The sequence below is a fragment of the Rummeliibacillus sp. JY-2-4R genome (assembly GCF_053847205.1).
This window is the reverse complement of the sequence record NZ_CM132623.1, coordinates 3,055,066-3,068,767: the sequence shown is the minus strand read 5'-3', so window position 1 is coordinate 3,068,767 and position 13,702 is coordinate 3,055,066. Positions and strand designations below refer to the sequence as shown.

Annotated in this window: 14 protein-coding genes; 5 read left to right on the top strand and 9 right to left on the bottom strand. The window is 36.1% G+C overall.

What is annotated here, in order from left to right:
• Positions 1 to 216: 216 nt before the first annotated feature.
• Both metK and ACWV26_RS14945 read left to right on the top strand, forming a co-directional pair.
• Positions 217 to 1,410: a methionine adenosyltransferase gene (metK, locus tag ACWV26_RS14950; RefSeq protein WP_455895524.1), complete on the top strand. Its 1,194-nt coding sequence runs from the start codon at positions 217 to 219 to the stop codon at positions 1,408 to 1,410.
• Positions 1,411 to 1,714: 304 nt separating this feature from the next.
• Complete coding sequence (locus ACWV26_RS14945; RefSeq protein ID WP_455895523.1) at positions 1,715 to 2,158, top strand: YiaA/YiaB family inner membrane protein; 444 nt, start codon at positions 1,715 to 1,717, stop codon at positions 2,156 to 2,158.
• A 58-nt stretch (positions 2,159 to 2,216) separates the two neighbouring features.
• On the opposite strand, the gene ACWV26_RS14940 is transcribed toward ACWV26_RS14945, so the two are convergent.
• Entirely contained in the window at positions 2,217 to 3,482 is a 1,266-nt protein-coding gene (locus tag ACWV26_RS14940) for an MFS transporter (RefSeq protein ID WP_455895522.1), read from the bottom strand.
• Positions 3,483 to 3,621: 139 nt separating this feature from the next.
• The gene (locus ACWV26_RS14935) at positions 3,622 to 4,149 is read right to left on the bottom strand and encodes a gamma carbonic anhydrase (protein ID WP_455895521.1); all 528 of its coding nucleotides are present in this window, start codon (positions 4,147 to 4,149) and stop codon (positions 3,622 to 3,624) included.
• A gap of 126 nt (positions 4,150 to 4,275) precedes the next feature.
• Here ACWV26_RS14935 and ACWV26_RS14930 point away from each other — a divergent pair, with 126 nt between their 5' ends.
• Together ACWV26_RS14930 and ACWV26_RS14925 are read left to right on the top strand one after the other, a co-directional pair.
• The gene (locus ACWV26_RS14930) at positions 4,276 to 5,076 is read left to right on the top strand and encodes an alpha/beta hydrolase (protein ID WP_455895520.1); all 801 of its coding nucleotides are present in this window, start codon (positions 4,276 to 4,278) and stop codon (positions 5,074 to 5,076) included.
• Positions 5,077 to 5,595: 519 nt separating this feature from the next.
• Positions 5,596 to 7,083, top strand: coding sequence for an alanine/glycine:cation symporter family protein (locus tag ACWV26_RS14925; protein WP_455895519.1), 1,488 nt, complete (start codon positions 5,596 to 5,598; stop codon positions 7,081 to 7,083).
• A gap of 47 nt (positions 7,084 to 7,130) precedes the next feature.
• On the opposite strand, the gene ACWV26_RS14920 is transcribed toward ACWV26_RS14925, so the two are convergent.
• The 7 genes from ACWV26_RS14920 to ACWV26_RS14890 form a co-directional block, all read right to left on the bottom strand.
• Entirely contained in the window at positions 7,131 to 7,358 is a 228-nt protein-coding gene (locus tag ACWV26_RS14920) for a hypothetical protein (protein WP_455895518.1), read from the bottom strand.
• Positions 7,358 to 7,678 (bottom strand): heavy metal-binding domain-containing protein, encoded by a 321-nt coding sequence (locus ACWV26_RS14915; RefSeq protein WP_455895517.1) that lies wholly within the window; start codon positions 7,676 to 7,678, stop codon positions 7,358 to 7,360. Before ACWV26_RS14915 ends, ACWV26_RS14920 begins: the two co-directional genes overlap by 1 nt.
• Before the next feature lie 39 nt (positions 7,679 to 7,717).
• Complete coding sequence (locus ACWV26_RS14910; RefSeq protein WP_455895516.1) at positions 7,718 to 8,644, bottom strand: alpha/beta hydrolase family protein; 927 nt, start codon at positions 8,642 to 8,644, stop codon at positions 7,718 to 7,720.
• A 199-nt stretch (positions 8,645 to 8,843) separates the two neighbouring features.
• Entirely contained in the window at positions 8,844 to 9,326 is a 483-nt protein-coding gene (locus ACWV26_RS14905) for an isoprenylcysteine carboxyl methyltransferase family protein (protein WP_455895515.1), read from the bottom strand.
• Between the two features lie 57 nt (positions 9,327 to 9,383).
• Positions 9,384 to 10,451 carry a type III polyketide synthase gene (locus ACWV26_RS14900; RefSeq protein ID WP_455895514.1) on the bottom strand — a complete coding sequence of 356 codons (1,068 nt, stop codon included), beginning with the start codon at positions 10,449 to 10,451 and terminating at the stop codon, positions 9,384 to 9,386.
• Positions 10,452 to 10,614: 163 nt separating this feature from the next.
• Entirely contained in the window at positions 10,615 to 11,184 is a 570-nt protein-coding gene (locus ACWV26_RS14895) for a class I SAM-dependent methyltransferase (RefSeq protein ID WP_455895513.1), read from the bottom strand.
• Positions 11,181 to 12,152 (bottom strand): TIGR01212 family radical SAM protein, encoded by a 972-nt coding sequence (locus ACWV26_RS14890; protein WP_455895512.1) that lies wholly within the window; start codon positions 12,150 to 12,152, stop codon positions 11,181 to 11,183. Before ACWV26_RS14890 ends, ACWV26_RS14895 begins: the two co-directional genes overlap by 4 nt.
• Before the next feature lie 251 nt (positions 12,153 to 12,403).
• Between ACWV26_RS14890 and ACWV26_RS14885 the strand changes: the two genes are divergently transcribed.
• The gene (locus ACWV26_RS14885; RefSeq protein ID WP_455895511.1) at positions 12,404 to 13,594 is read left to right on the top strand and encodes an MDR family MFS transporter; all 1,191 of its coding nucleotides are present in this window, start codon (positions 12,404 to 12,406) and stop codon (positions 13,592 to 13,594) included.
• Positions 13,595 to 13,702 lie beyond the last annotated feature (108 nt).

Sequence of the window (13,702 nt, the reverse complement as noted above, 5' to 3'; positions counted from 1 at the left end):
TTTTTTTCAAAAATAACATAGAAGCAAATTTGATTTGCTTCATTATTATATGTGATTTGTTGAATACTATTTATATTATGTACTGGCACTTTCTATATCCTCGTGTTAAAAAGCAGCAATAAATGCTGGCTTGGCGTTTAGCATAACAGTTTAAACGGACATGGGTAATGAGTACCGTATCTTTTCTAGGATCTCGTTATAATAGGAGGAAACCAAATGTCAAACAGAAGATTATTTACTTCAGAAAGCGTAACAGAAGGTCATCCGGATAAAATCTGCGATCAAATTTCAGATGCCATCTTAGATGCCATTATTGCAAAAGACCCAAATGCACGTGTAGCATGTGAAACAACTGTTACTACAGGTTTAGTACTAGTAGCAGGTGAAATCACAACATCTACTTATGTGGATATTAAAGGAATCGTACGTGATACAGTTTCAGAAATCGGCTATACTCGCGGTAAATATGGCTTCGATGCTGAAAACTTAGCAGTACTTGTTGCAATTGGTGAACAATCACCTGATATTGCACAAGGCGTTGACCAAGCATTAGAAGCTCGTGAAGGTTCAATGACAGATGCAGACATTGAAGCAATTGGTGCAGGGGACCAAGGTTTAATGTTCGGCTATGCTTGTAACGAAACACCAGAGTTAATGCCACTTCCAATTAGCCTTGCTCACAAACTAGCAAGACGCTTAACAGAAGTACGAAAATCAGGTCAATTAGATTATTTACGTCCTGATGGCAAAACGCAAGTAACTATTGAGTATGATGAAAACAACCAACCAGTACGAGTAGATACAATTGTTATCTCAACTCAACATGATGAAGAAGTAACATTAGAGCAAATTCAAAAAGACTTAAAAGAAATAGTAATTGCTGAAGTAGTACCAGCTGAATTACTAGATGAAACAACGAAATACTTTATCAATCCAACTGGCCGCTTTGTAATCGGTGGACCTAAAGGAGATGCAGGTTTAACAGGCCGTAAAATCATTGTAGATACTTACGGTGGTTATGCTCGCCATGGTGGTGGTGCTTTCTCTGGTAAAGATGCTACAAAAGTTGACCGTTCTGGTGCTTATGCAGCTCGTTATGTTGCTAAAAACATTGTTGCAGCAGGTTTAGCTGACCGTGCAGAAGTCCAACTTGCATACGCAATCGGCGTAGCACAACCGGTTTCTATTTCAATCGATACATTCGGTACAGGCAAAGTTAAAGAAAGTGATTTAGTAGAAGCAGTGCGTGAATTCTTCGATTTACGTCCAGCAGGAATCATTAAAATGCTTGACCTACGCCGTCCAATCTATAAACAAACAGCAGCTTATGGACATTTTGGTCGTACAGATCTAAACGTACCTTGGGAAAACACAGACAAAGTAGAAGTCTTAAAAGCAAGATTCTCTTAATCTGAAATGAAATAATCTATAGAATTATCTAAAATGTACCCTATAAAGTAGACATACATAATATGTCTACCTTATAGGGTCTTTTCTTGTTTGGAAGGCATTTTTAGATTTCAACAACAAAAGGATGTGTCATTACCTTAAATATAATTAAAAAACATATTTATGCTCATTATTTGAAAAAGGTTATACTATTTTAACTCTTAAAGAAAATAAGTGAATGACTTCTTTCGATTCAGCCAATCATATTCGATCAAAAGCACGAATAAGGTAATAGTGAGAAGACATGACAGGAGAGATTCGGAAGATGAGGTCAAATGAATTCTTCTTTTTAACATGGGCAGCATTTTTAATTGGCTTTGCATTTGTTCTAATTGCCATTTGGAATACAGATTGGATGCTAGTTGAGCAAGGGTTTTACACCATTATATTGGGATGGATTACGTTCTCTTCTTTTTCCCTTGTTAAAACAATACGAGATAAAAGAGAGAATATTAAAGTTTCGAAAGAATATTTGGCGTTATGTTGGCTATCAGTGGTTGCATCGTTTGGTATTGGGATGATTAGTGTTTGGAATACAGATTGGGAATTAGTTGAGAAAGGGTACTATTGGTTAGGAATCATTTTTGTCATGTATACGTCTTTTGCACTGTCAAAAGAAATTCGAGATCGTCAAGACTTTGCTAATAGACAGAAGGATAAAGAAGCAATTCAATTTTATAATGATATGAATGAAGATGAGGAAGAGTAATTAAATCTATACAAAAGAGCTTTGAAGGATGACTCCAACAAAGCTCTTTTTTTATATATTAAGGTAAAATGACTTCTTCCTTTGGATTATGTTTTTTTAATAATATGACGAATAAGCTACCTAATGCACAAAATGCTCCAGAAAGCATGAATGCCCAAGTATAAGAATCGAAAATGTTGTAAATAAGACCACCACCAAAAGCTGCTACTGCTGCACCTACTTGATGAAATGCAACCATCCAGCCGTACATCATGGCACTTTTCTTATTACCAAATTCCCGTCTTGCAAGACCAATAGTAGGAGGGACGGTCGCAATCCAATCGAGTCCATAAAAAACGGAGAAGATAATGAGTAACGTAACCGAACCGTTGTTTAGAGCAATTGGTAAGAAAAGTAATGATAGTCCACGAAGGCCATAATAGTAAAATAGCAGCCAGCGATTATCAACTTTGTCACTAAGCCAACCAGATAAAGTGGTGCCGACTAAATCGAAAATCCCCATAAAGCTGAGCATGGATGCAGCAAGTACCATTGGAATGCCAAAACTCATGCAATATCCTACAAAGTGTGTACCGATTAATCCTGTTGTAGATAGTCCACAGATGAAGAAACTGCCAGCTAAGAGCCAAAAAGCCTTACTTTTACTCCCATCCATTAATGAGTCCCAAACAATTTTGAATGGATTCTCTTTAGAAACATTGTCGGATGTAACATTTTCTTGCTTTATTTGACCAAGTGGTGTTGTTCCGACTTGTTCTGGCCAATCCTTCATAAAAATTAATATAAAAATAAGCATTATGATACTTAAACCAAAGATCAAGCCAATTGCATGATGCCAACTATACTTTTCTATTAATGTAGCAAGTACCGGCAATAGTACCAGCTGTCCAGTTGCTGTAGCTGCGGTTAAAATACCAACTGCTAGTCCGCGATGTTTCACAAACCATCGATTTCCTATTTGTGTGCTAAGAACAGTCAAAAACAGGCCGGAACCAATTCCAATCATTACACCCCAAATAAGAATTAGCTGCCATTCCTGTTTCATCATTAGTGTTAATCCTAATCCTAAAGTTAATAATGCCATAGAGGCCATCATTACATTCTTTAATCCGAATCTTTCGACAAATGCAGCCATAAAAGGTCCAGAAAAACCGTATAAGAACAACCCTACCGCAAAGGCAAATGATATAGCAGGCCTGCTCCAACCAAACTCTGTCTCAAATGGCTCGATAAAAACTCCGGAAGAGGAACGAATGATTCCTGCAACAATGATAGAAAAGAACGTGATTACTAAAATAATCCAACTATAATGAAACTTTTTCATATACGCATCTCCAGATTATAAGAAGTTAGTATGTATTAGCTTTTTTAACTCGGTATCTTTTTAAAAAGGCCCGGAATATTAGACCGAGCCCAAAGCTTTGTACTTATATAACCAAACCACTGTCAATCAATCAATTGAGTTATCTAGACAATGGGCTATTCTGTACTGATTTATAATATTGGCCTTTTTCATAGTATTCGTTAAGAATACGATCCATGTCTTTTTTATCTTCTTCTGTTAATTCACGAATTACTTTTGCAGGACGGCCAAATGCAAGTGTGTTTGGTGGGATTTTCTTTCCTTGTGTGACAAGGCTACCGGCACCGATAAATGCACCTTCTCCAATTTCAGCACCATCTAATACAATTGAGGCCATTCCAATCAGTGCACCTTTTTTGATATGGCAACTATGTAATGTTACTTGGTGACCAATTGTAACTTCATCCTCAAGGATAAGAGGATAGGCTGGGCTTTGGTGCAAACAACATAAGTCTTGAATATTCACTTTTTGACCGATAATTGTTGGGGATACATCTCCTCGAATAACGGTATTATAAAAAACGGACGAATCTGCACCAATAGTCACATCACCAGTAATAACAACATTGTCACCGATGAATACAGATGGGTCAATGGATGGTTTTTTATCTTTAAATGGATAAATCATCGAAATACGCCTCATTTCAAGCTAAGATTATACTATTATCGTAACAAACTCATGTATTAATTGGAACAGAAATTCGTACATTACGTTAAAATAGAGGAATCATACACATGAGGAGAGAAGTAAGTTATGTGGAAATGGGAAGCAGAAGGTCAAGCCAAAGCGGTCGTAGTATTTATACATAGTGCATATGAGCATCATCGTCGGTATGCTTGGCTAATCGAAAAACTAAGGGTGTCGGGGATGAATGTCATTACAGGTGATCTCCCTGGACATGGAGAAGAGAGTAGACGCAAAAAAGCGCATGATGAGGATTTTAGAGAATACAGAAAATTTATCCGGCAAATGATGCAAGTGGCATTTGACTATAATTTACCCATCTTCATCATTGGACATGGCCTAGGCGCATCACTCGCTATTCAAATTGAACACAAATATAAATACGAATGTGCAGGTTTAATCCTAACATCTCCTTGGATGCATTTAATTCACCAACCTTCCAAATTATCTAATGCCTTGACTGGGTTAAGTAAAATAACTGGGAATATGAAAATACATCATGATGTAACGGTGAAACAGTTATCTAGAAGCTATGAATTTTATAAAGAGGAAAAAGATGATCATTACTATAATTCCGATATTACAGTTAGTTGGTATCGGGAATTACTGCAATTTATGAAGACTGTCTCCATCACGCAAGAAGACTTTCCAGATATTCCTTTATTATTAATGAATGGTGGAAATGATAAACTGGTTTCGAAAGCTCACAGTAGAAAATGGCTTATGCAGCAAAAATTATCGGAGATGCAGTATAAAGAATGGAAACTTTGTTATCACGATCTCTTCCAAGAACCAGAGCGAGATGATATCTATCAATATATGGAATCTTTTATCTTTAATGCATTACGAAATATTGGTTACATCATTTAAAGAAAGTTTAACTGGTTATCATAAGTAAATTTACTTATGGTAACCAGTTTTTTGTTGATTGGGAAATTAATTAGCAAAATATCATCCACACGAAAAGCATTTCAAATCCATGTAAAGCAAGTTGTATAATTATTCATTGTTTTGATAAACTTTCTACTACTTTAAGAGTAAAATTGGTAAAGGCTAGACCTCTAATGACTTCTTCCAGTGGACAAAAAAATAAATTGTGAACCTCTACTATTAGTTTTGAAGTAGAAATGCCTAAAACAATACATTTTAAATAGTTGAAGTAAACCCACTTTTTGTCACAATGTACATACAGAGAGTACATAATGTGTCGATTTTTTGTCAATTTTGATTGTAAACGATTACAACGTGTATATAATGTCGAAGTTATATTTTAAAAAATAATTCTGTAATATATAATGGCTCCTATAGTATTTGAAAGAAAATTTTCAATTCTTTCAAAGTTTATGATATTGACGGTTAGACAATTCATCATGAAGGGAGTCAACTAGAATGGAATCTATTATTCAATCTATTTACGATGTTTTATGGGGACCATGGATGATTTATGGGATCTTGATTGTTGGGTTAGCATTCACTATTTTAACAAAAGGTGTACAAGTTCGATTTCTAAAAGATATGTTCGGTCAAATTTTTAACGGTAAAAAATCAGAGGCTGGTGTTTCTTCTTTCCAGGCGATGTCGATGGCATTATCTGGGCGAATCGGAACAGGTAATATTGCCGGAACTGCAACAGCAATTGCTTTCGGAGGTCCAGGTGCAGTGTTCTGGATGTGGGTAACAGCATTTATCGGTGCAGCAACAGCTTATGTTGAATCAACTCTTGCTCAAATATATAAAGAAGAAAAAAATGGAGAGTATCGTGGGGGGCCAGCATACTACATCCATAAATTCACAGGTAAAAAGTGGCTAGGAATGATCTTTGCTATTGCGGCATTAATCGCCATGTCTGTGCTTCAACCAACTGTACAATCAAATGCAATAGCAGATGCAATGGATACTGCATTTAATATACCGCATTGGATATCAGGATTAGTTGTATGTCTAATCTTAGGCACCATTATAGTAGGTGGTGTAAAACGTATTGCAAATGCAGCATCAGTCATTGTACCTTTTATGGCGATTGGTTATATTCTTGTTGCAGCAATTATCATCATTTTAAATATTGATCAAATACCAAATGTATTTGGTTTAATCTTCCGTAGTGCTTTTGGAGCGGAAAAAGTTTTCGGTGGTATTCTTGGGGCTGCTATTGCCTGGGGAGTAAAACGTGGTATCTATGCAAATGAAGCGGGACAAGGTACAGGGCCACACTCAGCTGCAGCCGCAGAAGTATCACATCCAGTAAAACAAGGATTAGTACAAGCAGCTTCCGTATATTTAGATACATTCTTGGTTTGTACAGCAACAGCGTTTATGATTTTGTTTACAGGTATGTACAATGTTCAAACGGAAGATGGAAGTGGCCATTTCCTTGTTGAGAATATTCCAGGTATTGATGCAGGGGCAGCTTATACGCAAGCAGCTGTTGATGCAGCGTTCCCAATTGGTGGATTTGGTGCTGCGTTTGTAGCAATTGCCTTATTCTTCTTTGCCTTTACCACAACGATGGCTTATTACTATATTGCTGAAACAAATGTAGCGTTTCTATTTGATGGCCACAAACAAAAGGTTGCCATCCGAGTAGTACAAATATTAATCATTGTAGCAACTTATTTCGGTGCAGTAAAAACTTCTGAGTCTGCATGGACACTAGGAGACATTGGGCTAGGTATCATGGTTTGGGTTAACATCATTTCCCTTATTTTCTTAGTTAAACCGGCGCTTATAGCACTGAAAGACTATGAACAGCAGAAAAAAGCAGGGAAAGATCCTATATTTGATCCAGAGAAACTTGGCATCAAAAACGCCGATTTCTGGGTAGAACGAAATAAAAACAATCTTGAGCAAAAAACATTAGAAAAGGTAAAACGAATTTAACATAGTAAAGGGCTATTTCTTTAGTGAAATAGCCCTTCTTTTGATACCTATTTCTCTTTTCTATAAAACCGATCTCCAGTTTCAGGATTATAATATACCCTTGTTTTTTCTCCTGAAACAGGGTCAATATTAATTTCTTCTGTTGATTGAAAACCTTCGGGGATTTTTCTGCCGTGATTACGATTTACTCGTTTGTCATAGATAAAGTATCCAAGTAAAATACATATAATTGCGATTATAATTTCTATGACATAGAATCCGATAACGAAACCCATTATACTTTCTCAACCACGACTGCCGTTCCATATGAGACGATTTCACTCATGTTATTACCGATTTCACCCGAATCAAATCGCATCATCGTAATGGCATTTGCCCCCATTTCATTGGCATTTTTAATCATGCGGTCCATCGCTTCTTTTCTTGAATCTTCAAGCATTGCTGTATATTGTTTGATTTCTCCACCAACTAGTGATTTTAAGCCTGCCATTATATCGCCACCAAGGCCTCTACTCCTCACGATCAATCCAAAAACAGGTCCTTTTACTTCAACAACCTTATAGCCCTCAATTTTTTCTGTTGTTACCACCAACATATTTTTCGCCTCCATTTTACTGTTTTAGTATTGTGATTCCTAAACTGAATGAATCCAGTCAGAAATATCAATAATCACTTGCTTGTCGATATGCTGCGCTATTTTATACTCTTTTTTCGCTTTTAAAATTTCCCCATAAACAGAAGGCATAAACAAATGATTTAAGTTTGGATAAAGTTTAAACGTAACATTGGACTTTTCACTCAATATTTTTTTATAACTATTAAAGTCTTTTTCCAATGATACTTGAAAATCTTTATCTCCTTGCAAAACGAAAACTGGTTTATCCAATACATTTAGATAATTTACGGATGGGTGTTCACCCATTTCTTTAAAATAGTAAGCATTGACATATTTCCCTATAATGGATTTAGTTTTCGCTTCTTCATCACTTAAGTCATAAATGTTACTGAATTTAGAGGATAAAGCTGCGATTTGCTTTTTAGCAATTAATTTTAAAAAACGATTCAAGGAATTTAAAACATCGTTATTTTGTTCCATCATAATCTCTTCTAATTTGCGTGGGGATCCGGCCATTATAATGATTCCAGCAAAGTTCCCACCTTCTGCATCAATTCTCGGAGCTAGCATTCCTCCTAAACTATGACCTATAATAAAGATTTTATTTGAAAGAATACGAGAATCTTTTCTTAAGAATTCCGCTGCAAGGATGGCATCTTCGATTGTTTCCTCTTTAACTGAAAGCGAGGTGTCTTTTTTCATTTCTTTGCCATATACAAATGTTCTTTTGTCATAACGTAACACAGCAATTCCTCTTTTTGATAAACCTTCGGCGAGGTCTTTAAATGGATAGTTTTCGCCAATTTTACCATCCATATTACTTGGGCCAGATCCTTGAACTAATACAACCGCAGGATATGATTCAGCCATTTCATTTGGAATAGACAATATTCCGTTAAGCGGGTACTTACCATTCTCACCAATTACAATTTTTTCATCAGCCACTAGTTTCCTCCATTTGATGGTAATTTATTTTCTTCTTTAAATACATTATAAAAACTCTTCATTTATAACAAATTTTAACATAAAAATACGTTTAAACTACTATCTATTTAAACGGAAATGTTTATTTAAAACAAACATAAAAAAATCCCATCGTTAAAAAATATGGGATCATTTTTTGCTACTCACACCAGTCTTTAAATTACGATCTCTCTAAAACATAATTTTCATTTTTATAGACTTTTTGCAAAGCTTTTTCCTCTGCAGGAATCCGTATTAACATCATAATCAAATTCAAAATTGTAAATACAATTGCCGTATAATAGGCTTGGAATATCAAAGGTATGACTGCAATTTCTAAAGCGACAATTAAATAGTTTGGATGTGGAAGCCATTTGTAGGGACCTTTTTTTACAAGTTTTGCATCTGGCAATACGATAATCTTAGTATTCCAGAAATGCCCCAATGATTTTATAGCCCAAATGCGTCCCATTTGTAAGACAATAAAGAAACAAATTAATGAAATCCATAGTGGACTAAGCGATGTTTGCTTGAAAGTATGCTCCAATAAAAGACTGAGTAAAAAACAAACATGTAACAGGACAATGAAAGGATAATGTGATTGTCCGAATTCAATTGCACCACGTTCTTTCATATAACGTTCATTTGCTTTTGCAATCCTCAACTCTACAATTCTTTGTATACATATGATGACGAAAATAATTGTAAATAAAATAGTTCATCACTCCCATTTCAGTAATACTAGTTCACCGCTAAAGCCAGGACCAAGTGAAGTCATAATTCCAAGTTCACCGCTATCAGGTTGTTGTTCCATTACATGTTTTAATACATAGAGAACTGTTGGAGAGGACATATTACCATGTTGTTGTAAGATGAAGGAGCTTGGTTCAAGTATTTTTTTTGAGAGCTCTAATGCAGATTCATATGCAGCAAGAACCTTTTTGCCCCCAGGATGAGCGATAAATCGACTAATGTTGGGGATAGAGAGTGAATTCTTTTGTAGGAAATTTTTCACAAATGGTGTAAGCCACTTTTCGATAATGCTAGGTATACTTTTGGCGAAAATCACGTGTAAACCATCATCTTCAATCCGCCATCCCATTACATCTTCAGAATGTGGGAGTATTTTTGAAGCAGTAGCCTGAATTGCAGGTAAGGATTTGTTGCTCTTTAACTTAGCTTGATCACCAGCAACAATCGCACAAGCAACGCCATCACCAAATAGGGAGGTTCCTACAAAGTTGCTTTTATCCAAATCGCTTGGTTGGAAGGTTAGACTACATAATTCAAGACAAATAACTAATACAATAGCTTCTCTGTGCGCAAGACAATAATCATTTGCACGACTAATACCTGCTGCCCCTCCACCACAACCGAGTCCCCAAATAGGGATTCGCACAACATCATCTGGGAATGCCAGCTGGTTCATAATACGAGCATCAATGCTTGGCGTTGAAATACCAGTAGTGGATATGAAGAAAATGGCATCAATATCTGCAATTTCTACATCTGATACTTTTGCTAAACAGTCTTGAATTACCCGGCAACCATATTCTGTTGCCAATTCAATGTACAAATCATTTTTCTCTGCAAAAGTATGTTCTTCCATATACCATTCAACTGGCATAGCAAGCTGTCTTTTTAAGATTTCTCCATTCTTAAAGACTTTTAAATACCGTTCAAGTCTTTCCATTTTGCCTTCAAAAAGATGATGTATGAATTCTTCAGCTTTTTCCTGCGATAATTGATGGGGTGGAGAGTATGTACTCACTGCATGGATTTTCGGCATTAACTTTAACCCCCTTTGAACTATCTAGTAATAAGCCTATGCATGTTCAGAAAGATTTAAAACAATTGGGGAATTATGTCGAGCAGAAAATAATCAAAAAAGGCCTCCCTGAAAATCTGGGAGGCCGTTGATTATTAATCATTAATCATTATCGCGTGAAAAATTAAAAATCTTTCATTTTCTCAAGCGCTATGATAAATGGAGGATCATTTTTTTGATTGATAAATTCGTAACGCAGTACGTGAACATTTTTCTGTGGTAAGTTGCTGACATATTCTATTACTTGGTCACGTTCATTCTTACCCCCAGCATGTCCATAATACACAACCAAAACAATTATTCCGCCTACTTTTAGTAAATTTAGTAAATCCTCGATTGACTTTAATGTCGTATCAGGCTTCGTAATTATTTCGTGTTCACTGCCTGGTAAATAACCAAGATTAAAAATAGCAGCACTAATGGGTTCTTCTACATAATTAGCTACGTTTTCATGGCCATCTAAAATAACGGATACTCGATCTGCTAATCCGATGTCTTCTAAACGGCTTTTTGTAGAATCAATGGCTTGTTGTTGTATGTCAAATGCATAGACATGACCCATCTCGCCAACTAATTGTGCTAGAAAAGCTGTATCATAGCCATTTCCTGCTGTAGCGTCAACCACAATATCACCATCTGCTACTGTATCTTGCAACAGGAATTGTGCGTATTGTAAAACTCTTTGTAATTTCATTTTGAAGTCACTTCTTCTGGTTTGTAGAACTTCCCTTGATAGCTTCCACGACGCGCAAGTTCTGCATCAATACCGTTTAGTACTTCCCATTTGTTGACAGACCACATAGGTCCGATCATTAAATCGATTGGTCCATCACCAGTAATCCGTTGCACAACCATTTCTGGAGGGATTATTTCTAATTGGTCAGCAACTAAGTTGATGTACGCATCTTTATCCATTAGTTCGAGCATACCTTTTTCGTATTGTTTAACTAGTGGTGTTCCTTTTAATAGATGAAGTAAATGAATTTTTATACCTTGGACATCTAATTTCGCCACTTCTCGAGCTGTATCCATCATCATATCGTAATCTTCCAGAGGTAAGCCATTAATAATATGAGAGCAAACTCGGATACCGTGTTTACGAAGTTTTTCTACCCCTTCTACATACGTAGGATAATCATGTGCCCGGTTGATTAAATTCGCAGTACGTTCATGTACAGTTTGCAAACCTAGTTCCACCCATAGATACGTACGTTCATTTAATTCGGCTAGATATTCTACAACATCATCGGGTAAACAGTCAGGACGTGTAGCAATACTCAACCCCATGACCCCTTCACATGCAAGAGCTGCTTCGAACTTTTCCTTTAAAACTGATAGCGGTGCATGTGTATTTGTATAGGCTTGGAAGTAGGCCATCGTTTTGCCGTTTTTCCATTTATGTTGCATTTTTTCTTTGATTTTTTCGAATTGAACAGGTATTGGATCCACACGATCTCCAGCAAAATCGCCTGAGCCAGCAGCAGAGCAGAAAGTACATCCACCAAAAGCTACTGTACCGTCACGATTGGGACAGTCAAAGCCCGCATCTAATGCTACTTTATAAACCTTACAATCAAATTCATCGCGTAAATAACGATTCCATGTATAATAACGTTTCCCATCAGAAGGAAATGGAAACTCATTGTCTTTTATGTCATTCATAATTTCACTCCTCACCAACAATTCTATCACGGACTGAATAGATTAATCCACGTTCACGAAGACTTAATCCATGTTAGGGGGCATTTATCCAAGCTGAAATTATTTAGCTCACTGATTTTTGGATTTTAATAGTAGATAGTGTATATGTTAGTTGAATTTTCACAATATTTTTTAATAATGAATTATGGTTGTAACTTTAACAAAAGGTTGTTAATATTGGCTAGATATTCGAAATAAATGGAGGACGGACGATGCCAAAAAGTGTTTGGTTATTAATTACAGGGATGCTTATTAACACAATAGGCAACTCTTTTTTATGGCCGCTAAATACAATTTATATGCATGACCACCTTGGACAAACACTTTCAATGGCTGGTCTTGTACTTATGGGAAACGCTGCTGCTGGTGTAGTTGGAAATCTGTTAGGCGGATATGTATTTGATAAATTCGGTGGATTTAAAACAATCTTGATTGGAACGATTCTTACTATTATTGGATTAATATGCCTCGTTATTTGGCATGGATGGCCACATTATGTATGGTTTTTAACATTAATCGGTTTTAGTGGAGGAATTGTCTTTCCAAGCATGTATGCCATGATAGGTACTGCTTGGCCTGAGGGAGGTAGACGAGGATTTAATGCAATCTACCTTGCACAAAACTTAGGCGTAGCAATTGGTCCAGCACTTGCAGGAATCGTTGCAAATAAAAGCTTTGATTATTTATTTATAGCGAATTTAATCATGTATGTGCTGTTTTTCTTTGTTGCTTTATCATATAAAAAAATTCCAACAGAAAACGAAATTGCTCCAAGTTCTGTAATTAGTGAAAGTGGAAAAGTAAAGAATAGATCGTCGTTATATGCACTAATTATATTAGGAATCGGTTACTTGTTAGGCTGGCTGGTCTACATACAATGGACGTCTACCATTTCGTCTTATACACAAGACCTTGGTATTTCCTTAAACCAATATAGTTTACTATGGACGGCTAATGGATTACTGATCGTATTAGGTCAACCGCTAATCAGTCCAATTGTTAAAAAATTTGCTGGATTTTACAAAGGACAAATCTTTACGGGAATTGCTATTTTTATCGTGTCTTTTTACGTTGTAAGCTTTGCAGGATCTTTTAAAATGTTCCTTGTTGCAATCATCATTCTAACTTTTGGTGAAATGTTTGTCTGGCCAATTGTCCCAACAATTGCAAGTACACTTGCACCACGCGGTAAAGAAGGGTTCTACCAAGGCTTGATTAATAGCTTCAGCGCAGTCGGTAAAATGATAGGGCCATTCCTAGGCGGCGTATTAGCAGACCAATACGGGATGAAATTCACTTTCTATGTATTGATTGCCATCCTATTCATATCATTAATTCCTTATATGTTATATGATCGACCAATAAAAAATAGGGAAAATAAAGAAAACGAAACATTTCAATAAGAAAGTAGAGAGTTGTCAATAATGGCAACTCTCTTTTTGGTTTTTGTTAATGCCTTAAAAAACAGTCAAGCAACTAAAAAGGTGATGCCTAGTGATTTGAATCCTGTT

Coding starts and splice junctions, on each gene's coding strand:
- metK (WP_455895524.1), top strand. CDS start 217: ATGTCAAACAGAAGATTATTTACTTCAGAAAGCGTAACAGAAGGTCAT.
- ACWV26_RS14945 (WP_455895523.1), top strand. CDS start 1,715: ATGAGGTCAAATGAATTCTTCTTTTTAACATGGGCAGCATTTTTAATT.
- ACWV26_RS14940 (WP_455895522.1), bottom strand. CDS start 3,482: ATGAAAAAGTTTCATTATAGTTGGATTATTTTAGTAATCACGTTCTTT.
- ACWV26_RS14935 (WP_455895521.1), bottom strand. CDS start 4,149: ATGATTTATCCATTTAAAGATAAAAAACCATCCATTGACCCATCTGTA.
- ACWV26_RS14930 (WP_455895520.1), top strand. CDS start 4,276: ATGTGGAAATGGGAAGCAGAAGGTCAAGCCAAAGCGGTCGTAGTATTT.
- ACWV26_RS14925 (WP_455895519.1), top strand. CDS start 5,596: ATGGAATCTATTATTCAATCTATTTACGATGTTTTATGGGGACCATGG.
- ACWV26_RS14920 (WP_455895518.1), bottom strand. CDS start 7,358: ATGGGTTTCGTTATCGGATTCTATGTCATAGAAATTATAATCGCAATT.
- ACWV26_RS14915 (WP_455895517.1), bottom strand. CDS start 7,678: ATGTTGGTGGTAACAACAGAAAAAATTGAGGGCTATAAGGTTGTTGAA.
- ACWV26_RS14900 (WP_455895514.1), bottom strand. CDS start 10,451: ATGCCGAAAATCCATGCAGTGAGTACATACTCTCCACCCCATCAATTA.
- ACWV26_RS14895 (WP_455895513.1), bottom strand. CDS start 11,184: ATGAAATTACAAAGAGTTTTACAATACGCACAATTCCTGTTGCAAGAT.
- ACWV26_RS14890 (WP_455895512.1), bottom strand. CDS start 12,152: ATGAATGACATAAAAGACAATGAGTTTCCATTTCCTTCTGATGGGAAA.
- ACWV26_RS14885 (WP_455895511.1), top strand. CDS start 12,404: ATGCCAAAAAGTGTTTGGTTATTAATTACAGGGATGCTTATTAACACA.